Origin of the sequence: Pseudomonas sp. B34(2017) (assembly GCF_002112915.1) — a bacterium.
Lineage (GTDB): Bacteria > Pseudomonadota > Gammaproteobacteria > Pseudomonadales > Pseudomonadaceae > Aquipseudomonas > Aquipseudomonas pharyngis.
Genome location: NZ_NEJA01000001.1, coordinates 772,926 through 797,120, shown reverse-complemented (window position 1 = coordinate 797,120; position 24,195 = coordinate 772,926). Strand labels below are relative to the sequence as shown.

Here is a 24,195-nt window from a genome sequence, read left to right as displayed (position 1 = left end):
GCGTGGTCCGGCGGCAGGATTGCCGGGCCATCAACAGAGAGCCGCGAACCTGCGGTTGTTTTCACGGCCGGCCTCGTGTCGGCCGTTTTATGGGGAGTTCACAGTGAAACCGGTCAAAGTAGGCATCTGTGGGTTAGGGACCGTCGGTGGCGGAACCTTCAACGTACTTCAGCGCAACGCCGAGGAAATTGCTCGTCGTGCCGGGCGTGGAATCGAAGTGGCACAAATTGCCACGCGCACGCCAAAGCCTCAGTTCCAGACGACCGGTATTGCGATTACCAACGATGTCTTCGAAGTGGCCACGAACCCTGAGATCGACATCGTCATAGAGCTGATGGGCGGCTACACCGTTGCCCGCGAGCTGGTACTCAAGGCCATCGAGAATGGCAAGCATGTGGTCACCGCGAACAAGGCTCTGATTGCCGTTCACGGTAATGAAATTTTCGCCAGGGCACGCGAGAAAGGCGTGATCGTGGCATTTGAAGCGGCGGTCGCCGGCGGCATTCCGGTGATCAAGGCGATCCGTGAAGGCCTGTCCGCCAACCGTATCAACTGGGTCGCCGGGATCATCAACGGCACCGGCAACTTCATCCTCACCGAAATGCGCGAGAAGGGTCGCACCTTCGAAGACGTGCTGGCCGAGGCGCAAGCGCTGGGTTACGCCGAAGCCGATCCGACCTTCGACGTCGAAGGCATCGACGCGGCGCACAAGCTGACGATCCTGGCGTCAATCGCATTCGGTGTTCCGCTGCAGTTCGACAAGGCTTACACCGAAGGCATCACCAAGCTGACCACCGCCGACGTGAATTACGCCGAAGCGCTGGGCTACCGCATCAAGCATCTGGGCGTGGCACGCAGCACCGCCGCCGGTATCGAGCTGCGCGTACACCCGACGCTGATCCCGGCTGATCGCCTGATCGCCAACGTCAACGGTGTGATGAACGCGGTGATGGTCAACGGTGACGCTGCCGGTTCGACCCTGTTCTACGGCGCCGGCGCCGGCATGGAGCCGACCGCTTCGTCGGTGATCGCGGATCTGGTGGACGTGGTTCGCGCCATGACCTCCGATCCGGAAAACCGCGTGCCGCACCTGGCTTTCCAGCCGGATTCGCTGTCGGCCCATCCGATCCTGCCGATCGAAGCCTGCGAAAGCGCCTACTACCTGCGCATCCAGGCCAAGGACCATCCGGGCGTACTCGCTCAGGTGGCGAGCATCCTCTCGGAGCGTGGCATCAACATCGAGTCGATCATGCAGAAGGAAGTCGAGGAACACGACGGCCTGGTGCCGATGATCCTGCTGACACACCGCGTGCTGGAACAGCACATCAACGATGCGATCGCCGCCCTCGAAGCGCTGGCGGGCGTGGTCGGTCCGGTCGTGCGGATCCGTGTCGAGCACTTGAACTAAACAGAAACAGCTGCAAGCTTCGAGCTGCAAGCAGCAAGAGAAAAGCAGTCCGGCTTTTACTTGAAGCTTGTAACTCGTAGCTTGAAGCTCAAACCGAAGGTTTGCCCCTATGCGTTACATCAGTACCCGCGGCCAGGCACCGGCCCTGAATTTCGAAGACGTCCTGCTGGCCGGTCTCGCCACCGACGGCGGTCTGTACGTCCCGGAAAACCTGCCACGTTTCACCCAGGAAGAAATCGCTTCCTGGGCCGGCCTGCCGTATCACGAGCTGGCTTTCCGCGTCATGCGCCCGTTCGTCACCGGCAGCATTCCGGACGCCGATTTCAAAAAGATTCTTGAAGAAACCTACGGTGTGTTCGCCCACAACGCCGTTGCGCCGCTGCGTCAGTTGAACGGCAACGAATGGGTGCTGGAGCTGTTCCACGGCCCGACCCTGGCGTTCAAGGACTTCGCCCTGCAACTGCTCGGTCGCTTGCTCGACTACGTGCTGGAAAAGCGCGGCGAGCGCGTGGTGATCGTCGGCGCCACCTCCGGTGACACCGGTTCGGCCGCCATCGAAGGCTGCAAGCACTGCGAAAACGTCGACATCTTCATCCTGCACCCGCACAACCGTGTGTCCGAAGTGCAGCGTCGGCAGATGACCACCATTCTCGGTGAGAACATCCACAACATCGCCATCGAAGGCAACTTCGATGACTGCCAGGAAATGGTCAAGGCCAGCTTCGCCGACCAGAGCTTCCTCAAGGGCACCCGCCTGGTGGCAGTGAACTCGATCAACTGGGCACGGATCATGGCCCAGATCGTTTACTACTTCCACGCGGCCCTGCAATTGGGCGGCCCGGCGCGTTCGGTGTCGTTCTCGGTGCCGACCGGCAACTTCGGCGACATCTTCGCCGGCTATCTGGCGCGCAACATGGGCCTGCCGATCAACCAGTTGATCGTCGCCACCAACCGCAACGACATCCTGCACCGCTTCATGAGTGGCAACCAGTACGTCAAGGAAACCCTGCACGCCACGCTGTCGCCGTCGATGGACATCATGGTCTCGTCGAACTTCGAACGCCTGCTGTTCGACCTGCACGGCCGCAACGGTGCGGCAATTGCCGGGCTGATGGATTCGTTCAAGCAGGGCGGCGGTTTCAGCGTCGAACAGGAACGCTGGACCGAAGCACGCAAACTGTTCGACTCGCTGGCCGTGGACGATGCGCAAACCTGCGAAACCATCGCCGAAGTCTACGAGCAGACCGGTGAGGTGCTGGATCCGCACACCGCCATTGGCGTGAAAGCCGCGCGCGAATGCCGTCGCAGCCTGGACATCCCGATGGTGATTCTGGGCACGGCGCATCCGGTCAAGTTCCCGGACGCGGTGGAGAAAGCTGGTGTAGGAAAAGCTCTCGAACTACCTGCACATCTTTCTGATTTGTTTGAGAGAGAAGAGCGCTGCACAGTGCTGGCAAACGAGCTGAAAGCCGTGCAGGCCTTTGTCAGTCAGCATGGCAACCGCGGCAAGCCTCTTTAAGCCCGCAAAGCTGTCACATTTTGAAGCCCGTCTCCTGACGGGCTTTCTTGTTTTTGCATGCCACACTGCGCGCGTTTCGCCCACGAAGGACGGGCGAGTCGATGACGAAGGATGTGGCAATGCGGTTTTTTTCAGGATTGAAAGCAGCTCTGTGCTGGTTGTTTTTATTGGGGGGCTTCGAGTTGTCGCAGTCGAGCGAAGCTGCCCATCTGGCGAGGCATTCCGAAGGGGGGGAGAGTGTCCAGCCCATCGAGCTGGATGAAAATGAGCGTCAGTGGATTCGGGACAATCCCCGGGTGACGGTCGCCTCGGTGCAATACCCGTTGTATCTGTTTCAGGACGAACATGGTCAGTGGAGCGGCTTGAACAACGATGTGCTCACGCATATCAGCGCCATGACCGGATTGCAGTTCGTCCATCAGGAGTCGTTTTCCACCGATCACATGCTGGAACGGCTCCAGAGTGGCGTGGCCGACATCAGCACGACGTTGGCAATGAATGACGAGCGCAAGGCATTCCTGGACTTCAGTCACGCGTTCGGCGGTGCCGGCTGGGTATTCGTCGGTCGTTCGGGCGAGCCGCCGATAAAGTCGCTCGAAACGCTGGCCAAACGGGTGTTGGTCCTGCCGGCAAGGCACGCGCTGGAGGACAGCATTCGACGCGACTATCCGTCCATCGAGATCCGCTCGGTCAAGACCTATGCCGAGGCCCGGGCGCTGGTCGAGAGTGGTGAGGCCTACGCCACCATCGAAAACGAGATCGGCGCGCAGCTGTTTCCCTCCGGCCTGCTCAGGGTCTCGGGTCTCGTGGAAGGCAAGTGGGAGGCCGATCATCTGGCGGTGCGCAAGGGGCTGCCAGAGCTTGTGAGCATCCTCAACAAGGCACTGGGCGCTTTCTCGGCAGCCGAACTGCGCGCCATGCGCCTGAAATGGCTGGATGGCATTTCTCCCGCTCCGGTACCCTCGATCAGCTCGCTCCTGATCAAGTGGGGGTGCTGGGCGATGGGCGGGCTCGGTGTGTTCGGGCTGTTGCCGTTGCTGTGGAACCGTCGATTGACGGTCGAGGTAAAACAGCGGCGTGCGGCCGAAAAAGATCTAAGTGATCAACTGGCTTTCCAACATGCATTGATCGATGCGATGCCCGACCCCGTGTTCGTGCGCGATCTGCAGGGGCGGTTGATCATGTGCAACCGCAGCTATGAAGATGCGCTGTCGGTTCGGCTGGAGCAGGTACAGGGCCGGAAGCTGTTCGAGATCGATGCGCTTCCACAGGCCACGGCACTGATGTTGCACGACGAGTTCATGGCGCAGTTGGGCACTCGTAAAACACGTTTCAGCAAACGACAGCTGATGTTCAAGAGCGGCCCCCGTCAGATTTATCAGTGGACGGTGCCGTTTTACAGTGCCGATGGAAAACTGCGTGGCCTGCTCGGAGGCTGGACCGACATCACCGAGCGGCGGAAGGAGAGCGGGTGTCAATGTCTGCATTAAAGATGGGAAAAGTCCTATAAACCGCGATTCCTTTTCTGATGGGAGGCTTAGGACGACTGCCCTAGAGTGACAGGCCACTGCGGCGTGAATCCGCGATTGTCGCTCCAGAGGTCGTCCCATGCGCTCGCTCAAGATCCTGATTCTAGAACCCAATCCGTTCCAGTTGATGGCGTTGCACCAGATGCTCAACGCCATCGGTATCTACGATGTTCTGACCGCGCCGTCGCTGGGCTCGGCAAAGCGCTCACTGGAGCGTCGCGGAGCCGTGGACATCACCCTGTGCAATCCACAATTGCAGAACGGTGACGGGCTTGCGCTGATTCGGCATCTGGCCGACCGACAGAAAGCGCGGGCGATGATTCTGCTGGGGGCCGTGGCACCCAGCCTGCTGGACGATCTGGAAACCTTGCTGGGCGAGCACCGGATCACCTTGCTGGGCCGTTTGCACACGCCAGTCTCGGCGGTGTTGATGAGGGCGCTGCTGGATGCCTACATGACCCTCCCCAGGCATTCCGTCGACGCCTGAGCCCCCGATTATTTTTCTGTCATCTTCCCCATGCATGCTCCGATAGGCCGGTGACGCTCCGGGAGAAGCCGGCGACAAGCAGAACTTTCCTCTCGGGCCGGTGGTCATTTACTGTGAACACGCCCCAGGCACTGTGTTTTCGGACTATTGAGTGGAGATCGAGATGGAAAGTATCAGTCTATTGCTCGGTGAGGCTCTAAGCCCGTATCAAGTGACGTTGACCCCTCGGGGTCGCCATGGCGAATGCCTGGTGACCTTGAAGAACGGCAGCGGCGCGATCGTGGTGGAGCGCGAATTCAATCAGGCGCAATTGAGCGACAAGCGCCAACTGACGGATGTGGTCGATGGCCTGCACCGTGACATCCTGATTGCCGAAGGCCGGCTGGAACCCTGTGTGATCGCCGCGTTGCGAAACGCAGCCCTCGACAAGCACCCGGCCCTCTGAAACTGATTTTTCATTTGTGGGAACCTTCCTGCATTCAGGTCGGTCAGACCCCGTAACAGCAGGAGCAAGCATTGTGCTCCGGTGCTTGTCGCTTGCTGCTACGGGTCTTTGATACAGGCCACGTTTAACCCCGAGTCGTCTCCCCACTTCTCGGGGTTTCTTTTTGCCCGGATTTTACTGCGCGGCTTGTCGCTGGAAGAAAATCCGCGCCTGTTCCAGATAATCCTGACGCCTTTCGGGGTCGAGCCAGTCGGCGTAGAGCTGGTTGAGGTGATCGTGGGGCAGGGTGCGCAACAGCTGATTGATCTCGGTGATCGCCTGGCGACCCGCCGTGGTGTCGGTGCAGCCGACATGGCCCGACAGGTACTTGCCCGTGCCGCGAATCGGGAAGAACAGCAGTTCGTCCTCGGTGATCTCGGCCTGGCGCGCCTGATAGCGGATTTCCGGCCAGTAACCCAAAACTACCTGCAAACGTCCCAGGCGCTGCATCGACAGCAGGCTGCTGAGCGCGTCGTTGCCGTAATGGGGCGTCAGCGCGCCGCTCGGTGCCTGATGCAGTAATGTATCGATGTACTCGCCATAACTGCGCTCGGCTACCACGCCGACTTTTCGCTCGCCGTTGGCCAGAAATGCCGACAGATCGACTTCATCTTCGACCAGAAACGGCTCCAGCACTTCGCGATCTCTCTGACGCACCACTAGGCCATTGCTGACAGCACGAAACGCGGGAATGGAGAAGGCGATCCATTGCGCCCTCTCCTTGTTCCAGATCAGCGACGGATCGCAGGCGAAGGGATGTTCATGAAGCATTTGAATGCCACGGGCGCGATTGACCCGCAGCAAGGTGTGTTCGTATTGCGGCATGCCGGCAATCAGCATCGGCATCAATTGATCGATAACGCCCTGGCCCTTTTTCGGGCCTTCGAAAATCGTCAGCGGCGGCAGGTCGCGCAACAGCCAGATCAGCGTCGGTTTGGCCTGCGCCCACGCCGGCAGCACCAGCAGGAACAGCAGGCCGAACAACCGCCAGGTCCACCAATGGTGGGCGCGGTTCGAGGCCGAGGGCATCAGGGGCTTCAGCTCAGATGGCTCCGTCTTCGCGCAACCGGGCGATCTGCTTCTCGTCGTAGCCAAGATCGTGGAGTACCTGCGCATTGTGCTCACCGAGCTGCGGTCCGACCCATTCGGACGTGCCGGGTGTCTCAGAGAGTTTTGGCACGATGCCCGGCATCTTGAAAGGTTTGCCGTCCGGCAGTTTGGCGTGGAGGAACATTTCCCGGGCCAGGTACTGCGGATCGTTGAACATGTCTTCGGCGCTGAAGATCCGGCTGGCCGGCACTTCGGCCTGATTCAGCAGATCCAGCACGGTTTGCAGCGGCAGCGACTTGACCCAGCGGTCGATCACCCCGTACAACTCATCGCGGCGAGTATCGCGCCCGTCATTGCTGGCCAGCGCCGGGTCATTGGCCAGATCTTCACGGCCGATGATCAGCATGAAGCGCTTGAAGATCGCATCGCCGTTGGCGCCGATCTGCACGTGTTTGCCGTCGGCACTGGTGTGAATCGACGACGGGGTGATGCCCGGCATGATGTTACCGGTGCGCTCACGAATGAAGCCGAAGACATCGAACTCCGGCACCATGCTTTCCATCATGGCGAAGATCGCTTCGTACAGCGCCACATCGACCACCTGGCCGAGGCCGCCGTTGACCTCGCGATGACGCAAGGCCATCAACGCGCCGATCACGCCCCACAAAGCCGCAATCGAATCGCCGATGGAAATCCCGGTGCGTACCGGCGGGCGGTCTTCGAAACCGGTGATGTAGCGCAGGCCGCCCATGGATTCGCCGACCGCACCGAAACCTGGCTGATCTTTCATTGGCCCGGTCTGGCCGAAACCGGACAGGCGCACCATCACTAGTTTCGGGTTCAGCGCGTGCAGGGTTTCCCAGCCCAGGCCGAGTTTTTCCAGCACGCCGGGGCGGAAGTTCTCGATCAGGATGTCGGCTTCACCCAGCAGTTTTTTCAGGATCGCCAGGCCATCGGGGTGTTTCAGGTTCAGCGTCAGGGACTTTTTGTTGCGCGCCTGGACGAACCACCACAACGAGGTGCCTTCGTACAGCTTGCGCCATTTGCGCAATGGATCACCGCCGTCCGGCGATTCGATCTTGATCACTTCGGCGCCGAACTCGCCGCAGATGCGCGAAGCAAACGGCCCGGCAATCAAAGTACCCAATTCAATGACTTTCAGACCGCTGAGCGGTTTGTTGGCGAACGGCATGCGAGATCCTGTAGGACAAGGCTGAGCAGATACAGCGTTTTAACATAGCCGGCTGTCAGTCGCGCAAGGTTGATCGCCATCAATTCGTGGATTGCCTACAGCATCGGTTAGACTTGCCGACTTTCCTCGTATCAAGAAGCCCGTTCATGGCCCAGCCGTCCACTACCTACAAATTCGAACTGAACCTCACCGACCTTGACCGCAGCGTCTACGAGAACGTGAAGCAGACCATCGCCCGCCATCCTTCGGAAACCGAAGAACGCATGACCGTGCGGCTGTTGGCCTACGCGCTCTGGTACAACGAGCAACTGTCGTTCGGGCGTGGTCTGTCGGACGTGGATGAACCTGCGCTGTGGGAAAAGAGCCTGGACGACCGCGTCCTGCACTGGATCGAAGTCGGCCAGCCGGATGCCGATCGCCTGACCTGGTGCTCGCGCCGCACCGAACGCACCAGCCTGCTGGCCTACGGCAGCCTGCGCGTCTGGGAAGGCAAGGTGATTCCGGCGATCAAGAACCTGAAGAACGTCAACATTGCCGCTGTTCCGCAGGAAGTGCTGGAAACCCTGGCCAAGGACATGCCCCGCGTCATCAAGTGGGACGTGATGATCAGCGAAGGCACGATCTTCGTCACCGACGACCGTGGCCAGCACGAAGTCCAGCTCAGCTGGCTGCAAGGCGAGCGCGGTTAAGTCCGCGCTACTCCCGAAAAATCCCACGTATCCAAGAGAAGCTCCTGTCACCCCATGCGTATCGATCCTCGCCCGTTGCCCGCCACTCTGCCGTTTCTCGGTGAACTGCCACCGCTACTGACCCGCCTGTACGCGGCGCGGGGCGTGCAGTCCGAGGCGGAGCTGGACAAGAGCCTGGCGCGGCTGATTCCGTTCCAGCAGCTCAAAGGGATCGATGCGGCGGTCGATCTGCTGGTGACGGCGCTGGAGCAGCGTCAGCGGATCCTGATCGTCGGCGACTTTGACGCCGACGGCGCGACGGCCAGCACCGTGGGCGTGCTCGGTCTGCGCCTGCTGGGCGCGGCGCACGTCGATTATCTGGTGCCCAACCGCTTCGAATACGGCTACGGCCTGACCCCGGAAATCGTCGAAGTCGCAATGACCCGCGAGCCGCAGCTGCTGATCACCGTCGACAACGGTATTTCCAGCGTTGAAGGTGTCGCGGCCGCGAAGCGCCATGGCCTGAAGGTCTTGATTACTGACCACCACTTGCCCGGCGATGAACTGCCGCAAGCTGATGCACTGGTCAATCCGAACCAGCCCGGCTGCGAGTTTCCGAGCAAGGCGCTGGCCGGGGTCGGGGTGATTTTCTATGTGTTGATGGCCTTGCGCGCACGCCTGCGCAGCCTCGGCTGGTACGAGAGCAAACCGCAACCGAACATCGGCGAACTGCTGGATCTGGTGGCGCTGGGCAGCGTTGCCGACGTGGTGCCGCTGGATGCCAACAACCGGATTCTGGTGCACCAGGGCCTGGAACGAATTCGCGCCGGACGTGCGCGGCCGGGGATCAAGGCGATCCTGGAAGTGGCCAAGCGTGAAGCTTCGCGCATTACGTCTACCGACCTCGGTTTTATCGTCGGCCCGCGTCTGAACGCGGCGGGGCGTCTGGATGACATGAGCCTGGGCATCGAATGCCTGCTGACCCACGACCCTGCGCTGGCGCGGGAAATGGCCGCACAACTGGACGGCATGAATCAGGACCGCAAATCCATCGAGCAAGGCATGCAGCGCGAAGCGCTGGCCCAGCTCAAGGACTTGCCGGTCGAGTCGATGCCGTTCGGTTTGTGCCTGTTCGATCCGGAATGGCATCAGGGTGTCATCGGTATTCTGGCGTCGCGGATGAAGGAGCGTTATTTCCGCCCGACCATCGCCTTCGCCGATGCCGGTGACGGTCTGCTCAAGGGCTCTGGGCGTTCGGTTCAGGGCTTTCATATTCGTGATGCGCTGAGTGTGGTGGCAGCGCAGCATCCGGACCTGATCAGCAAGTATGGCGGCCACGCGATGGCGGCTGGCCTGACTTTGCCGCAGGAGAATTTTCCGTTGTTCGCCGAGGCATTTGACGCCGAGGTGCGCAGGCAGCTTCGTGAAGAAGACCTGACCGGGCGCCTGCTGTCGGACGGCACGCTGGCGGTCGAGGAGTTTCATCTGGAACTGGCTCGGGCCCTGCGTCACGCCGGGCCGTGGGGCCAGCATTTCCCGGAGCCGCTGTTTCATGGTGTGTTCCAGTTGGTCGAGCAGCGAGTGGTCGGCGAGCGGCACCTTAAAGTGGTGCTGAAAACCGAATGCGGCTCGGTGAAGCTGGATGGCATCGCCTTCGGCATCGATCGCGATATCTGGCCGAACCCGACAATCAAATGGGTCGAACTGGCGTACAAGCTCGATCTGAACGAGTTTCGCGGCAATGAAACCGTGCAACTGATGATTGCCCACATCGAACCGCGTTGACGCCTTCGCGAGCAAGCTCGCGCAGGCGGACTTACATACACAGAATTACTCTGAACCCTCCCTCATCCCCGGATGTCGACTAGGCTCTAAGCACTGCTTGATTGGCCTTGTGACGTCTTGTCGAATTTTTTGCCCGCGGGGGCGGGTGCTGCACCTTTTTCCTGTCACTCGTCGACTTTTCAAACAGAACCCTGGAGCCTGCCCACTGATTTGAGAGGTGCCCCATGAGTCTGCTGCTTGAACCCTTTACCCTTCGCCAACTGACCCTGCCCAACCGCATCGCCGTGTCGCCCATGTGCCAGTACTCCAGCGTCGATGGCCTGGCCAACGACTGGCATCTGGTGCACCTCGGCAGCCGTGCCGTGGGCGGCGCTGGCCTGGTATTCACCGAAGCCACGGCAATCACGGCCGACGGGCGGATCACCGCCGAAGACCTGGGCCTGTGGAACGACGAACAGATCGCACCACTGCAACGCATCACCCGTTTCATCACCGCCCAAGGTGCAGTGGCCGGCATTCAACTGGCCCACGCCGGGCGCAAGGCCAGCACCCACCGGCCGTGGATCGGCAAGCACGGAAGCGTCAAACCGGAGGACGGTGGCTGGACGCCGGTCGGGCCTTCGCCGATTGCCTTTGACCCGCAACACACCCAGCCGAAACAACTGGATGAAGGGCAGATCGCCCAGGTCATTCAGGACTTCGTGGCCGCAGCCAAACGCGCGCTGACCGCCGGTTTCAGTGTGGTCGAGGTGCATGCGGCGCACGGTTATCTGTTGCACCAGTTTCTGTCACCGCTGAGCAACCAACGCCGTGATCAATACGGCGGTTCGTTCGAAAACCGCATTCGTCTGGTGCTGCAAGTGACCGAGGCGGTGCGCGCGGTGTGGCCGGAAGAATTGCCGGTGTTTGTGCGCCTTTCGGCTACCGACTGGGTCGAGGACGGCTGGAATCCGGATGAAACAGTGGAGCTGGCGCGACGCCTGAAAGCCTTGGGGGCTGATTTGATCGATGTGTCATCGGGCGGCACGGCAGCCAACGCGGAAATCCCCGTGGGTCCGGGATATCAGACGCGCTTCGCCGAACGGGTACGCAAGGAGTCAGGCATCGCCACCGGCACCGTGGGCATGATTACCGAGCCGGCCCAGGCCGAGCACATCCTGCGGACCTGTCAGGCCGACATCATCTTCCTCGCCCGTGAGCTGCTGCGTGATCCGTACTGGCCGCTGCACGCCGACGATGACCTGGGCGGGCGCAAAGCGGTGTGGCCGGCGCAGTATCAACGTGCGACCCATCGTGATCAGCCGATTCATGAGTCTGATCTGCGGGATTGATCCGACCTGTCGCAGCGCCTATAAAACCCGCCATTGAAAAGGCGGGTTTTTTCTTGCCTATCGTTTGGAATGCAAAGGAATGGATCGCATGTTGATCGAACGAGAGTTGACGGAATCCGACTTGCCGCTGCTGGCGTTGATCGACCGCAGTGAACTGGTCGAGGAGTGTTATCGCGTGGAAAACGGTGAGTTGATTCTGTATACGGCGCGTTTCGACATGCGCGGGTGGCCCGAAGGGGAGGCGGAGGAGAATGCGCGGGTATTGGAAAAATGCTGGCGCAGCGGCGGTTGGCTACACGGGCTTTTCGATGGGGAGACACTGGTGGCAGCGGTGGTTGTGGATAACCGGGTTATTCACAATCAGGGCCTGAAGATGCGGCAGTTGAAGTTTCTGCACATCAGCCGTGCCTGGCGCGGGCAGGGATTGGGCGGGCGATTGTTTGCACTGGCTTGCGAGCATGGCCGAGAGGTCGGCGCCGAGGCGTTGTACGTCTCGGCGACCGAGTCGCGCAATACCGTGGAGTTTTATCAGCGCCAGGGCTGCTGGTTGCTGAAGCAACCGGATCCCGAGCTGTTTGATCTGGAACCCCACGATATTCACTTGTACTGCCCGTTGGCCTGACGGCTCAACGCATCAAGGGTACTTGCGCTTGTCCGGCGCCGGCGGGAAGTACTGGTACAACCAGGTCTCGCTCAGCGTGCGGTCATTGGTGCGTATGAACAGTCGCAGCTCAACTGGCTCCACGCTGTCATTGGTCGGGTACCAGTCGAACAGGATCCGGTAACCCTTGATGTCATCCAGCACCAGCACGCTGAAGTCTTGTACCTTGCCGTTGGAGCAAGTCACCACCGGTTCGATCCCGGTGCCCTGCGGCAGGCGATCCAGGCCGCCACCGGTGAAGTCCACGGCAAAACGACGGGCCCAGACCGGCGGGTAATGCTCACCCGGTGCCCAACCCTCGACAAATCCACCCATGCCCGAACGGGTCGCATGCACCCGCGCCAGCGGCGTACCGACCGGCGGCAGGGCACTCCAGTAGAGCTTGTAGCCGTAGTTCAGCGAATCCCCGGCGGCTACCGGTTTCTTCGGCGTCCAGAACGCAACGATGTTGTCCAGGGTTTCGCCGGTTGTAGGAATTTCCAGCAGATCGATAGAGCCTTCGCCCCACGCGGTTGTAGGTTCTACCCACAGGCTCGGACGTTTGCTGTACCAGTCGACGGTGTCCTGATAGTTGGCGAATTCGTGGTCGGTCTGCACCAGACCGAACCCTTTCGGATCGGTGTCGGCGAAGGCGTTGAATTGCAGGGTCGCCGGGTTGTTCAGCGGGCGGCAGATCCACTCGCCGTTGCCGCGCCACATGGCCAGACGATCCGAGTCATGAATTTGCGGGTGAATGGTGTCGCACATCCGGCGCTCGTGGGTGCCGCAGCTGAACATGCTGGTCATCGGCGCGATGCCCAGTTGTTCGATGGCGGTGCGGGCGTTGATGTGGGCGTCGACTTCCATCACCACGCGCTCAGCCTGGCAATCGATGTCGAAGCGATAGGCGCCGGTCGCGCTCGGCGAGTCGAGCAGGGCGTAGACCACAAAGCGGGTCGCGTTCTGATCCGGAGTTTCGAACCAGAATTTGGTGAAGTCGGGGAATTCTTCGCGTTTCTTGGCGTAGGTGTCGACGGCCAGGCCACGGGCGGAGAGGCCATATTGGCCAGTGGCATCCACCGCGCGGAAGTAGCTGGCGCCGAGGAACGACACCACGTCATGCCGATCCAGTTCCGGCGCCTTGAACAGCTTGAAGCCGGCAAAACCCAGGTCGCCCTTGAGCTGCTGGGTGTCGACCGAAGTGTTTTCATAGTTGAACAACTGAGGGCGGAAATGCACCTCGCGGGCCGTGCGGGTCTTGGGATCGACGCTGTACATGCGCACCGGCTGACGGAAACCCATGCCGACGTGGAAGAACTGCACATCGAGCTGACCCTTGTTTTCCTTCCACAGCGAATGCTCGCCGTCATAGCGGATCGCATTGAAGTTCTGCGGGGTCATGGTCGCCAGGGTCGGCGGCAGCACCTGTTTGGTGTCCTGATACGCGCTGCCGGCCAGTTGCTTGGCCTGGCGCTTCAGCGTGTCAAAGTCGAAGGCCTGTGCTTCACCGTCGGCGGCACCGCCAGAGGCGGCCCAGGCGCGTGCGGCGAGCAGGCCGGAGGCGGAAAGGCCGGTGTAAGCCGCAATGGCCATGGACGCTTTGAGCAAATTCCTGCGGTGCATAAATACAACCTGTCGTGGACAATCCCGCGCCGTTCCTGGCACGTACTGGATCAGAAATTACGGTTCGGACAAGCCTTCGGCCAAACGCTACGGACTAGTAACAGATGCCCGCTAGCTTAATCGGTTCGCCGATTTTGCAAAATTCATTGATAGCACGGCGACAGCGTCTCAATGAAACAAGACGTTACGGTTATTTATCTCACAGACTTTTCTGATTTATAGGGCATATCTGCTTTTTTCGACTAATTACTCTAAAAACAGCTTTTCAGCGCCGATTTAATTTCTATTCTATGGGCATCGCCGGTCACGACCCATCCGACCGGCAGGGCTCAAATCGCTGCTTAAAGGAGCAGGGCGATGCGGTTTTCGAGAAATTTCTGACGTACTGGAAAAGGACATCGTCCATGACAAAAGGACAAGGCATCACCGAAATGTTGGGCATCTTTCCCTGCCTCTCCAACGTCCGGCGAAGACGCCGGCTCAGTCCCGACGAACTGAAACTGGTGGAGCGTTACCGGGAGTTGTCGGAGAGCGACCGGATTGCGATGCGGTATCTGGTGGATGCGATGAGGAGTGTTTCGCGGTTTTGAAACAGGAGGTTCACCGTGAAAGCCATTTGGCTTTCACGGTGGCCAGATCAATCAACTTACCCGCGTCAGCGTCGGCGATGCCGACATGGATTGCGTGCAGATGCTCGGCAACCGCACATTGTTTGACGAGTTTTTGCAGGTAGTCTTCAGCAAAATTCTCGTCACTCGGGATGATTTCGAGAATGGGCTGAAGTGCGGGGATGGCGTTGCGCATCAGTTAGGGACTCGCTCAGAAATGTGTCGAGGTTGATGGTGAACATTGAAGGGGCTGACTCTTGAGTCCGCCCCTTTTTTCATTGGGCCAAGTGAGGCCGTCAGCTACATGTCCCCGATACCTGATAGGGCTGCTGACTGAGCACCAACTCCGGCATATCACGCCATTTCACCCAAGCCTGTTGTTGCCAGTGCAACAGCGGCACGGTGACGCCTGCCCAATGCACCGAGCTCAGGCTAGGGCAGTTTTCCGCTGTTGCTGAGCTGGTTTCCCGCAGGATGGGAATCACCTCATTGCTCAGCCATTGTCGAAGGTTGCGGTTTTCCGGGATGAAATGGTGGACGAGCAGCGCGTACATGCCGGATTCGCTGACCATCGGTGTCTCGACAACTTTGCCGTACTTGCGCAGCCGAACGGTGTGGCGTTGGTCGGGGTCGAGTTTGAGCGTGACGCGTGGGTTCAAGGGATGGCCCATCATGCGGCCCAGATCTTGAGCGCAGAACCAGGCTTGATGATCAAGCAGGAGGGCGTGGAGGAAGCGGTTGTGGCGGGTGAAAACCGTAGGGATAAAGTGCGTCTGGGTCTCTGGTGAATTTGGCGCGTGCATAGTCAATTTCTACTCCATGTTGAAATGAGAGCCGCCACTAATCCTTCGACAGATTTGGGTGGCGAACCGTGCGGCGTTCGAAGTCGGAACATTCTCGATCAACATGGAAGCCGAGAGGCCCGCGCCACACGGTCCGCCATAACGCGAATCCGAAAGGCAAAAAAGCCTCGGTTTCTATGGAGGACGCAGTTGCGCCATGTTGATGATGTACCGGCTTCGACCCCGGGCCGCTGATTGGGCAGCGACGGGGTAAAGCCTATCGGTCAGGCGCTAGCGGCGCCAAGTCTACGCTGTGGACGCGTAGCGTAGGAAATGTGGCTTCTTCTTGAAGCCTGCATCTGTAGGAATTTCCTGTTTTTGTAAGGCGGTCAGCCAGACTGCACCTGAAGCGTGATTTTTCCTTTATTTATTTGAATCTAAGGCATCCCCCAGGTGCTCGGCCCTTGGTCTCAGGGCTTAAAGGATTTTTGTGAATAATGGAGAATTCAATGAAGGTGTCCCTCAAACAGATCAACGGCCCGTGGGATCAGGGATGGGTGTTGGACAAGCACATGGTAAGTAGTACCTTTCTCGGCAACGATGATCGCGGAAACCCTTGTTTCGATAATCAGCGCACAGAGATTGGTCAGGCGACCTACCAGCTCAAATACCAGAAGGATTGGACTCAGGTCGGCCCACTGGCCCAAGCGGTAGCGACAAATGTGTTCCCTATGTTGGATCAAGTAGGATTTGTGCTGCCCATGCCTGCTTCAAATATCCGTCAGCGACAACCGGTAACTGAGGTCGCTCTGGAGTTGGGACGAATTGTCGGGCGGCCGGTTTTTTCGGATTTGCTTCGAAAGGCGACTACGGGAAAGTCGCTGAAGGATCTGCACTCCAAAGCAGAAAAGGTTGCTGCGATTGGAAACAGTTTCAGCGTCAATGACGAAATTACGACAGAGGGATGCTGGAATTTTTTGGTCGTAGATGATTTGTTTGACAGCGGAGCGTCGATGGACGCGGCTTGTGCTGTCTTGCGTGAATATCCGAAGGTGGGGAAGATCTACGTAGCGGCGCTAACCTGGAAGTGAATTCAATGACGACTGTATTTATTGCTGGCTCTATCAATATCAAGAACCTTGATCCGAAGGTTAAGGAGCGTATCAGTAATATCGTTGCGTCTGAATTCGATGTGGTCGTTGGTGATGCAGGTGGTGCCGATACCTCCATTCAGGAATATCTGCTGAGTCTTGAGCGATCCAAAACTACAGTGTTCTGTAGTGGTCCCGCACCGCGGAACAACCTCGGACAGTGGCCCGCCAGAACAGTGGACTCCAAACACTCCAAAGGATCGAGGGCCTTCTTCACTGAGAAAGACGTGGTGATGGCCGAAGCCGCTGACTACGGCTTGATGATATGGGATGCGAAGAGCACCGGTACGCTCAGCAACGTCATAGAACTGTTGTCGAGAAAGAAGAAGTCCCTTGTCTTCGTCAACAAGGAGAAGGAATTCAAAGTGGTGGGAGACGTCAATCAGCTCGAAGAGTTGATTGCATTCATGTCTGACCACGCCAAGCAAAAAGCCAACGAAAAAATCAAACTGTTCGATCGTATTTCCTCGCTGAAATACGATCAGTCCGAGCTTTTCTTTTGATGTTTTGCGTCGGCTTTCTTGAACCCCGGCACTCTATCGGTGCCGGGGCCAAAATTTTTTAGCGACTCACCTTCCAGGCATCCCCAGCCGGCGCCTTCCCATGGTCATACGGCTTGCCAATCCACATGTAAACCAGCCCCAGCCCAATCACGATCGCCGTGCTCAGCACCATCGCGTAGTTGATGTACCACGCTGCATCCGGTGTGCGGGGCCAGGCCATGTTGATGATTGCGCCGACGCCGTAGACCAGCGCGCCGATGTTCACCGGCCAGCCCCAGGCGCCGAGGGTGAATTTGCCGCTGGGTTTCCAGCCTTTGCTGCGGGCGTACAGGGCGGCGAGGACGATCATCTGGAATGCGAGGTAGATGCCGATGGCGGCGAAGCTGACGATGGTCGCCACGGCGTCTTGCAGGAAGAAGCCGAGGGCGATGATCAGGCCGGGCAGGACGCCGGACACGAACAGCGCGGCAACCGGCACCTGGGTCGTAGGAGAAATCTTTTTGAGCAGTCGGCTGCCGATGACCATTTCATCGCGAGCGTAGGAATACAGCAGACGACTCGCCGCAGCTTGCAAGCTGATGACGCAGGAGATGAAGGAAATCATCACCACGCCCATCACCACTTTCGAGCCGACCGGGCCGAAGGCGTTGTTGAGGATGGTGGTGACCGGGTCCTTGTCGGTGCCGTTGATCACCGCTTGCATGTCCGGCACGGCGAGGATCAGCGCCAGGCAAGCGAACATCGCTGCGATGCCGCCGATGTAGATGGTCATGCGCATGGCCACCGGGATTTTCTTGCTCGGGTTCGGGGTTTCTTCGGCTACATCACCGCAGGCCTCGAAGCCGTAGTAGAGGAACATCCCCGCCAGCGACGCGGTGAGGAAGGCCGGCAGGTAGGAGCCGTCGACGCTGATATCGAAAGTGTTGAACAGCACGCTGATCGGCTGGTGACGCTCGAAAATCAGCAGGTACACGCCGACGATCACCGCGCCCACCAGTTCGCAGAGGAAGCCGAACATGGCGATCCGCGCCAGCACTTTGGTGCCGCTGAGGTTCACCAGTGTGGCGAACAGCGTCAGCACCAGGGCGATGACGATGTTGGTGTTGTTACTCGGCTCAAAACCCAGCATGGCGGCGAGGTACGGGCCGGCACCGACTGCCACGGCGGCGATGGTCACGCACAGGGCGATGGAGTAGATCCAGCCGACCATCCATGCCCATTTCTTGCCCACCAAGCGACGCGCCCAAGGATAAACGCCGCCGGAAATCGGGAACTGCGACACCACTTCGCCGAAGATCAGGCACACCAGCAATTGACCGCAACCGACCAGCAAATAGGCCCAGAACATCGGCGGCCCGCGAGCGGCCAGGCACAGGCCGAACAGGGTATAAACCCCTACGACCGGCGACAGATAAGTGAAGCCCAGCGCGAAGTTTTCCCACAGGCTCATGCTGCGGTTGAAGTTGGAGGTGTAGCCCAGTTGACGCAGTTGTTCGGCATCGCTGTCGGCAACGGCGGCTGAGAGATCGGGTGATGCACTCATGTGTGTTTGCTCCGTGAAATCGGCAGATTTCGGATGGCCGAAACCGTGGCGGTGCCTGGTGAGCGCCGCCCGGATCGGTAGTTATTGTTTTGAATGCCTGGTGGTGCGTAATGCCGGTTTCCTTCCTGAAACCGAGGTGACGCCATCGCCAGCAGGCTGGCTCCCACAAGGACTGTATTGAACCTGTGGAAGCCAGCCTGCTGGCGATGCCTTTAGTGCTTGAACATCACATGCCGAACCGTGGTGTAGTCCTCCAGCCCGTACATGGACATGTCCTTGCCGTAGCCGGACAGTTTCTGACCGCCGTGAGGCATTTCGCTGACGAGCATGAAGTGTGTATTCACCCAGGTGCAGCCGTACTGCAACCGCGCAGACAGTCGATGCGCACGTCCGACATCCGCTGTCCACACCGAGGACGCCAGGCCGTAGTCCGAATCGTTGGCCCACTCCAGCGCCTGGGCCTCATCGGTGAATTTGGTCACCGAGACCACCGGCCCGAACACTTCGCGACGGACGATTTCGTCGTCCTGCTGGGCGTCGGCCAGCACGGTCGGCTCGAAGAAGAAACCATTGCCTTCGACAGCCTTGCCGCCAGTGATCAAGCGAATGTGCGGTTGCGCCACGGCGCGTTCGACAAACCCGGCCACGCGGTCGCGATGCTGGGCGGTGATCAACGGCCCGAGCTCGGTCGACGGATCATCCTGCAAGCCGTACTTGATGCTGCTGACCGCTGCACCGAGCTTCTCGACGAATTTGTCGTAGATGCCTTGCTGGGCGTAGATCCGGCACGCCGCGGTGCAGTCCTGGCCGGCGTTGTAGAAGCCGAAGGTGCGAATACCTTCGACCGCCGCATCAATGTCGGCGTCGTCGAAGATGATCACCGGGGCCTTGCCGCCCAATTCCATGTGCATGCGTTTGACGCTGTCGGCGGTGCTGGAAATGATGTTCGAACCAGTGGCGATGGAGCCGGTCAGCGACACCATGCGCACTTTCGGATGGGTCACCAGCGGGCTGCCTACGCTCGGCCCACGCCCGAACACCAGATTGAGTACACCGGCCGGGAAAATATCCGACGCTAGTTCGGCCAGACGCAACGCAGTCAGCGGGGTTTGTTCCGACGGCTTGAGCACCACGGTATTACCGGCGGCGAGGGCCGGGGCGATTTTCCAGGCAACCATCATCAGCGGGTAGTTCCACGGCGCGATGGAGGCGATTACGCCCACCGGGTCGCGGCGGATCATCGAGGTGTGGCCGGGCAGGTATTCGCCGCCGGCCGAACCGCTCATGCAACGGCTGGCGCCGGCGAAGAAACGGAACACGTCGGCAATCGCCGGGATCTCGTCATTCAGCGCGGCGCTGTAGGGTTTGCCGCAGTTGTCCGATTCCAGTTTGGCCAGTTCTTCACCGTGGGCTTCGATGGCGTCGGCGAGTTTGAGCAGCAGCAGCGAACGGTCTTTCGGCGTGGTCTGCGACCATTCGGCGAAGGCACTGTCGGCGGCGCGCACGGCGGCATCGACCTGGGTTTCGGTGGCCTCGTTGATTTCCACCAGCACTTCACCGCGTGCCGGGTTGAGCACCGGTTGCGCCGGGCCTTCGCCGTTGACCAGTTGGCCGTTGATCAAGAGTTTGGTTTGCATGTTGTTGTCCTCTTTCTACTGCAAATTCAGGGTGGGAAAAGTCAGGGAAATCATTTGCCGCCGCTGCCGGCCACGCTCTCGCCACCCCGGGTCAGGTAGTAGGCGCCGAGGATCGGCAGCATGGTCACCAGCATCACCAGCATCGCCACGACGTTGGTCACCGGCACGTCCCGTGGGCGGCTCAACTGGTTGAGCAACCACAGTGGCAAGGTGCGTTCATGACCGGCGGTGAAAGTGGTGACGATGATTTCGTCGAACGACAGCGCAAACGCCAGCATGCCGCCGGCGAGCAGCGCCGAGCCGAGATTCGGCAGGATGATGTAGCGGAAGGTCTGCCAGCCGTCGGCACCGAGATCCATCGACGCTTCGATCAGGCTGTGCGAAGTACGGCGCAGACGGGCGATGACGTTGTTGTAGACGATCACCACGCAGAAGGTCGCGTGGCCGACGACGATGGTGAACATCCCCGGCTCGATCCCCAGCGTCTTGAAGGTCGCCAGCAGCGCAATCCCGGTGATGATCCCTGGCAGTGCAATCGGCAGGATCAGCATCAGCGAAATACCCTGTTTGCCGAAGAAGTCCCGGCGGTACAACGCAGCGGAAGCGAGGGTGCCGAGCACCATCGCGATCAGCGTGGCGATGGCCGCGATCTGCAACGACAGCTTGATCGCTTCCAGCACATCCGGCCGGGAAAACGCCACACTGAACCAGTGCAGCGTGAAGCCTTTCGGTGGAAAGCTGAACGCCGCGTCTTCGGTGTTGAAGGCGTAGAGGAAGATGATCAGGATCGGGAAGTGCAGAAACACCAGCCCGCCCCAGGCTGCAATGCGCAAGCCTATTGAAGCCTTTTCAGAGTGCATCGAAGGCCCCCAGACGTTTGACGATGGACAGGTAAATGGCGATCAGCACGATCGGCACCAGCGTGAACGCTGCGGCCATCGGCATGTTGCCGATTGCACCCTGTTGCGCGTAGACCATGCTGCCGACGAAGTAGCCCGGCGGGCCCACCAGTTGCGGCACGATGAAGTCGCCCAAGGTCAGCGAAAAGGTGAAGATCGAACCGGCCGCGATGCCCGGCACCGACAGCGGCAGAATCACCTGCATGAAGGTCTGGCGCGGCTTGGCCCCGAGGTCGGCGGAGGCTTGCAGCAACGACGGCGGCAGGCGTTCCAGCGAGGCCTGGATCGGCAGGATCATGAACGGCAGCCAGATGTAGACGAACACCATGAACCGGCCCAGATGCGAGGTCGACAGGGTGCTGCCACCAACACCGGGAATCCCCAGAATGAACTGCAGCACCGGCTCCAGCCCCAAGTGCTGAACGAACCACTGCGCCACGCCGCCCTTGGCCAGCAGCAGCGTCCAGGCGTAAGCCTTGACGATGTAACTGGCCCACATCGGCATCATTACGGCGATGTAGAAAAATGCCTTGGTCTTGCCGGTGGTGTAGCGCGCCATGTAGTAGGCAATCGGGAACGCGACGATGGCGCTGGCGATCGACACCACGACCGCCATGCTCAGGGTGCGCAGGATGATGTCGAAATTCGATGGCTGAAACAGCGCGGCGAAGTTGGCCAGGGTCAGGTCCGGAGTGACTGCCATGGTGAAGTCGTCGAAGGTGTAGAAACCTTGCCACAACAACATCAGCAGCGAGCCCAGATAGATCGCGCCAAACCACAAAAGCGGCGGCACCAGCAGCATCGACAGGTACAGGTTCGGCTTGCGATAGAGCAGGTTGGAAAACCTGCGCAACGGCGCCGATTGAGGGAGGGCGAGGGCGGTCATGTCACACCCCGCTCGCAACGGTGTCGTGCAACGGAATCATCGCTTCCCGCGCCCAGCGTGCGCTGATGCGCTGACCGGTCTGGTGCTGCGCGCTGCTGTCGATCCACTGATTGTTGGCCTGGCTGATGCTCAGGGTCTGACCGTTTTCCAGGGTCAGTTCATAGCGCGTGGCGCTGCCCTGATACTGGATGTCGTGGAGCAGACCGCTGACTTCAATCTCGTGGCTGGCCAATGGGCCTTCGGCGAATCGCACGTGTTCCGGACGGATCGAAAACGGCTGCGGATGACCACTGAGCTGGCGCGCCAGATCGCCACGAATCACGTTCGAGGTGCCGACGAATTCGGCGACGAAAGTCGTGGTGGGTTTCATGTACAGATTGCGCGGCGTGTCGACCTGCTCGATGCGGCCCTTGTTGAACACGGCCACGCGGTCGGACATCGACAGCGCTTCGGTCTGATCGTGAGTGACGAAGATGAAAGTGATGCCGAGTTGGCGTTGCAGCTTCTTCAGTTCGCTCTGCATCTGTTCGCGCAGCTTCAGGTCGAGAGCGCCCAACGGTTCGTCGAGCAACAGCACTCGCGGGCGATTGACCAGCGCGCGGGCGAGGGCAACACGCTGGCGCTGACCACCGGACAACTGCACCGGTTTACGGGCACCGTAGCCGCCGAGGGCGACCATGTCCAAGGCTTCTTCGGCGCGTTTGTGGCGCTCGGTTTTGTTTACGCCTTTGACTTTCAAACCGTAGGCGACGTTGTCCAACACGTTCATGTGCGGGAACAGCGCGTAATCCTGAAACACCGTGTTGACGTCGCGTTGATAGGGCGGCAGACCGGCGGCTTCGGCGCCGTGAATGCGGATGGAGCCAGCGCTCGGTTGCTCGAACCCGGCGATCAGGCGCAGGCAAGTGGTCTTGCCCGAACCGGAGGGGCCGAGCATGGAAAAGAACTCGCCGTCCTGGATATCGATGGAAACCCGGTCAACGGCTTTCACTTCGCCGAACTGCCGGGAAACGTTGGTGAACTGGACTGCAAGCGTCATGGTGCGGTGCTCCAAAAAGGCGAGGGCCGTCGCAGCGGCCCTGCCTGGACTTCTGAAAAACAGTGTTCGAGTTGATCGTTCCCACGCTCTGCGTGGGAATGCAGCCCGTGACGCTCTGCGTCAGCTCTTGCGAATGGACGCGGAGCGTCCGGTGATGTATTCCCACGCGGACGGTTCGACGCCTCGACGTGGGAACGATCGGTGTGTGGGTATTACCTACCGCCCATAATCGCAATGTAGTCCTGCGTCCACCGGCTATACGGCACAAACTTGCCACCCTCAGCCTGCGGGGTTTTCCAGAAAGCGATCTTGTCGAACTGATCGAACCCGTTGGTTTTGCACCCCTCGGCACCCAGCAGTTCACTACCCTGGCAAGCCGCCGGAACCGCCGGCAACGAACCGAACCATGCCGCCACATCACCCTGGACTTTCGGCTGCAGCGACCAGTCCATCCATTTGTAGGCGCAGTTCGGGTGCTTGGCCTCGGCGTGCAGCATGGTGGTGTCGGCCCAGCCGGTGGCGCCTTCTTTCGGCACGGTCGAAGCGATCGGCTGTTTCTCGTTGATCAGCCCGTTGACCTGGTACGGCCAGGCGCTGGACGCGACCACGCCTTCGTTCTTGAAGTCGCTCATCTGCACGGTGGTGTCGTGCCAGTAGCGGTGGATCAGCTTCTGCTGGGCGCGCAACAGTTCCAGCACAGCCTTGTACTGATCTTCGGTGAGCTGGTACGGATCCTTGATCCCCAGCTCAGGCTTGGTGGATTTCAGGTAAAGCGCCGCATCGGCGATGTAGATCGGGCCGTCGTAAGCCTGCACGCGGCCCTTGTTCGGCTTGCCATCGGGCAGGTTCTGCGCGTCGAACACCACGTTCCAGCTGGTCGGCGCGGTCTTGAAGACGTTGGTGTTGTACATCAGCACGTTCGGGCCCCACTGGTACGGGGTGCCGTAGGTCTGGCTGTTGACCACGTACCACGGCGCGTCTTTCAGGCGTGGGTCGAGGGACTTCCAGTTCGGGATCAACGCGGTGTTGATCGGCTGCACACGCTTGCCGACGATCAACCGCAACGAGGCATCGCCCGACGCGGTCACCAGGTCGTAACCGCCCTTGGCCATCAGGCTGACCATTTCGTCAGAGGTGGCGGCGGTTTTCACATTGACCTTGCAGCCGGTTTCCTTCTCGAAACCGGTCACCCAGTCGTAGGCCTTGTCGCTTTCACCGCGTTCGATGTAGCCGGGCCAGGCGACGATATCCAGCTGGCCTTCGCCGGCGCCGACGGCTTTCAGCGGCTCGGCGGCCTGCAGGCTGGCGCTGGCCAGCAGGGCCATGGTGATTGCACTGAGCAGTGCGGTCTTGTGCACGAACATGAGACACACCTCTTTGTTTTTTAGGTTTTTGTTAAGAGTAGTCGCAAGCGACGAGCTTCAAGCTGCA

The 24,195-nt window shown here is 59.9% G+C and carries 23 protein-coding genes; 12 read left to right on the top strand and 11 right to left on the bottom strand.

Annotation, left to right across the window (positions count from 1 at the left end):
* The first annotated feature begins 103 nt into the window (after nucleotides 1-103).
* The 5 genes from CAF80_RS03855 to CAF80_RS03835 all read left to right on the top strand — a co-directional run bounded on the left by CAF80_RS03855 (nucleotide 104) and on the right by CAF80_RS03835 (nucleotide 5,388).
* On the top strand, nucleotides 104-1,408 hold the full coding sequence (locus CAF80_RS03855; RefSeq protein ID WP_074691229.1) for a homoserine dehydrogenase: 1,305 nt from the start codon (nucleotides 104-106) through the stop codon (nucleotides 1,406-1,408).
* Nucleotides 1,409-1,517: 109 nt separating this feature from the next.
* Nucleotides 1,518-2,927 carry a threonine synthase gene (gene thrC, locus CAF80_RS03850; RefSeq protein WP_007954636.1) on the top strand — a complete coding sequence of 470 codons (1,410 nt, stop codon included), beginning with the start codon at nucleotides 1,518-1,520 and terminating at the stop codon, nucleotides 2,925-2,927.
* A 119-nt stretch (nucleotides 2,928-3,046) separates the two neighbouring features.
* Nucleotides 3,047-4,417: a transporter substrate-binding domain-containing protein gene (locus CAF80_RS03845; protein ID WP_039769565.1), complete on the top strand. Its 1,371-nt coding sequence runs from the start codon at nucleotides 3,047-3,049 to the stop codon at nucleotides 4,415-4,417.
* A 118-nt stretch (nucleotides 4,418-4,535) separates the two neighbouring features.
* Complete coding sequence (locus tag CAF80_RS03840) at nucleotides 4,536-4,943, top strand: response regulator (protein ID WP_039769567.1); 408 nt, start codon at nucleotides 4,536-4,538, stop codon at nucleotides 4,941-4,943.
* A gap of 163 nt (nucleotides 4,944-5,106) precedes the next feature.
* Nucleotides 5,107-5,388 (top strand): DUF3509 domain-containing protein, encoded by a 282-nt coding sequence (locus tag CAF80_RS03835; protein WP_064382409.1) that lies wholly within the window; start codon nucleotides 5,107-5,109, stop codon nucleotides 5,386-5,388.
* A gap of 174 nt (nucleotides 5,389-5,562) precedes the next feature.
* Here CAF80_RS03835 and CAF80_RS03830 read toward each other — a convergent pair whose 3' ends face one another.
* A complete protein-coding gene (locus CAF80_RS03830; RefSeq protein ID WP_170844890.1) occupies nucleotides 5,563-6,456 on the bottom strand; it encodes a TIGR02285 family protein in 894 nt (297 codons plus the stop codon).
* Between the two features lie 13 nt (nucleotides 6,457-6,469).
* A complete protein-coding gene (locus CAF80_RS03825; RefSeq protein WP_039769570.1) occupies nucleotides 6,470-7,669 on the bottom strand; it encodes a CaiB/BaiF CoA-transferase family protein in 1,200 nt (399 codons plus the stop codon).
* Nucleotides 7,670-7,815: 146 nt separating this feature from the next.
* Here CAF80_RS03825 and CAF80_RS03820 point away from each other — a divergent pair, with 146 nt between their 5' ends.
* From CAF80_RS03820 to CAF80_RS03805, 4 genes are all read left to right on the top strand, one after another.
* Nucleotides 7,816-8,358: a YaeQ family protein gene (locus CAF80_RS03820; protein WP_064593644.1), complete on the top strand. Its 543-nt coding sequence runs from the start codon at nucleotides 7,816-7,818 to the stop codon at nucleotides 8,356-8,358.
* 54 nt (nucleotides 8,359-8,412) lie between these two features.
* Complete coding sequence (recJ, locus tag CAF80_RS03815; protein ID WP_039769572.1) at nucleotides 8,413-10,122, top strand: single-stranded-DNA-specific exonuclease RecJ; 1,710 nt, start codon at nucleotides 8,413-8,415, stop codon at nucleotides 10,120-10,122.
* Between the two features lie 224 nt (nucleotides 10,123-10,346).
* Nucleotides 10,347-11,453, top strand: coding sequence for an NADH:flavin oxidoreductase/NADH oxidase (locus tag CAF80_RS03810; protein WP_039769573.1), 1,107 nt, complete (start codon nucleotides 10,347-10,349; stop codon nucleotides 11,451-11,453).
* An 88-nt stretch (nucleotides 11,454-11,541) separates the two neighbouring features.
* Nucleotides 11,542-12,075: a GNAT family N-acetyltransferase gene (locus CAF80_RS03805; RefSeq protein WP_085666859.1), complete on the top strand. Its 534-nt coding sequence runs from the start codon at nucleotides 11,542-11,544 to the stop codon at nucleotides 12,073-12,075.
* Between the two features lie 12 nt (nucleotides 12,076-12,087).
* Here CAF80_RS03805 and CAF80_RS03800 read toward each other — a convergent pair whose 3' ends face one another.
* Nucleotides 12,088-13,716 (bottom strand): glucan biosynthesis protein D, encoded by a 1,629-nt coding sequence (locus tag CAF80_RS03800; protein ID WP_085666858.1) that lies wholly within the window; start codon nucleotides 13,714-13,716, stop codon nucleotides 12,088-12,090.
* Nucleotides 13,717-14,120: 404 nt separating this feature from the next.
* Here CAF80_RS03800 and CAF80_RS03795 point away from each other — a divergent pair, with 404 nt between their 5' ends.
* Nucleotides 14,121-14,306 carry a hypothetical protein gene (locus CAF80_RS03795; protein ID WP_085647767.1) on the top strand — a complete coding sequence of 62 codons (186 nt, stop codon included), beginning with the start codon at nucleotides 14,121-14,123 and terminating at the stop codon, nucleotides 14,304-14,306.
* A 10-nt stretch (nucleotides 14,307-14,316) separates the two neighbouring features.
* Here the strand turns inward: CAF80_RS03795 and CAF80_RS03790 are convergent, their stop codons facing one another.
* Both CAF80_RS03790 and CAF80_RS03785 read right to left on the bottom strand, forming a co-directional pair.
* Nucleotides 14,317-14,520: a hypothetical protein gene (locus CAF80_RS03790; RefSeq protein WP_085611443.1), complete on the bottom strand. Its 204-nt coding sequence runs from the start codon at nucleotides 14,518-14,520 to the stop codon at nucleotides 14,317-14,319.
* Nucleotides 14,521-14,620: 100 nt separating this feature from the next.
* Nucleotides 14,621-15,127 (bottom strand): Bro-N domain-containing protein, encoded by a 507-nt coding sequence (locus tag CAF80_RS03785; protein WP_085666857.1) that lies wholly within the window; start codon nucleotides 15,125-15,127, stop codon nucleotides 14,621-14,623.
* A gap of 488 nt (nucleotides 15,128-15,615) precedes the next feature.
* On the opposite strand from CAF80_RS03785, the gene CAF80_RS03780 reads away from it, so the two are divergent.
* Nucleotides 15,616-16,197 (top strand): ComF family protein, encoded by a 582-nt coding sequence (locus CAF80_RS03780; protein ID WP_085666856.1) that lies wholly within the window; start codon nucleotides 15,616-15,618, stop codon nucleotides 16,195-16,197.
* Nucleotides 16,198-16,202: 5 nt separating this feature from the next.
* Complete coding sequence (locus tag CAF80_RS03775; protein WP_039769587.1) at nucleotides 16,203-16,760, top strand: hypothetical protein; 558 nt, start codon at nucleotides 16,203-16,205, stop codon at nucleotides 16,758-16,760.
* 58 nt (nucleotides 16,761-16,818) lie between these two features.
* Here the strand turns inward: CAF80_RS03775 and CAF80_RS03770 are convergent, their stop codons facing one another.
* From CAF80_RS03770 to ydcS, 6 genes are all read right to left on the bottom strand, one after another.
* Nucleotides 16,819-18,303: an APC family permease gene (locus tag CAF80_RS03770; protein ID WP_085666855.1), complete on the bottom strand. Its 1,485-nt coding sequence runs from the start codon at nucleotides 18,301-18,303 to the stop codon at nucleotides 16,819-16,821.
* Nucleotides 18,304-18,515: 212 nt separating this feature from the next.
* Nucleotides 18,516-19,940, bottom strand: a complete 1,425-nt coding sequence (locus CAF80_RS03765; protein WP_085666854.1) for a gamma-aminobutyraldehyde dehydrogenase — start codon at nucleotides 19,938-19,940, stop codon at nucleotides 18,516-18,518.
* A 50-nt stretch (nucleotides 19,941-19,990) separates the two neighbouring features.
* Nucleotides 19,991-20,800, bottom strand: coding sequence for an ABC transporter permease (locus tag CAF80_RS03760; protein ID WP_074691237.1), 810 nt, complete (start codon nucleotides 20,798-20,800; stop codon nucleotides 19,991-19,993).
* Nucleotides 20,790-21,725: an ABC transporter permease gene (locus CAF80_RS03755; protein ID WP_039769593.1), complete on the bottom strand. Its 936-nt coding sequence runs from the start codon at nucleotides 21,723-21,725 to the stop codon at nucleotides 20,790-20,792. The genes CAF80_RS03760 and CAF80_RS03755 overlap by 11 nt, the downstream gene beginning before the upstream one ends.
* 1 nt (nucleotide 21,726) lies before the next feature.
* Entirely contained in the window at nucleotides 21,727-22,764 is a 1,038-nt protein-coding gene (locus tag CAF80_RS03750) for an ABC transporter ATP-binding protein (protein ID WP_074691239.1), read from the bottom strand.
* A 212-nt stretch (nucleotides 22,765-22,976) separates the two neighbouring features.
* Nucleotides 22,977-24,128 carry a putative ABC transporter substrate-binding protein YdcS gene (gene ydcS, locus CAF80_RS03745; RefSeq protein ID WP_039769598.1) on the bottom strand — a complete coding sequence of 384 codons (1,152 nt, stop codon included), beginning with the start codon at nucleotides 24,126-24,128 and terminating at the stop codon, nucleotides 22,977-22,979.
* Nucleotides 24,129-24,195: the final 67 nt, after the last annotated feature.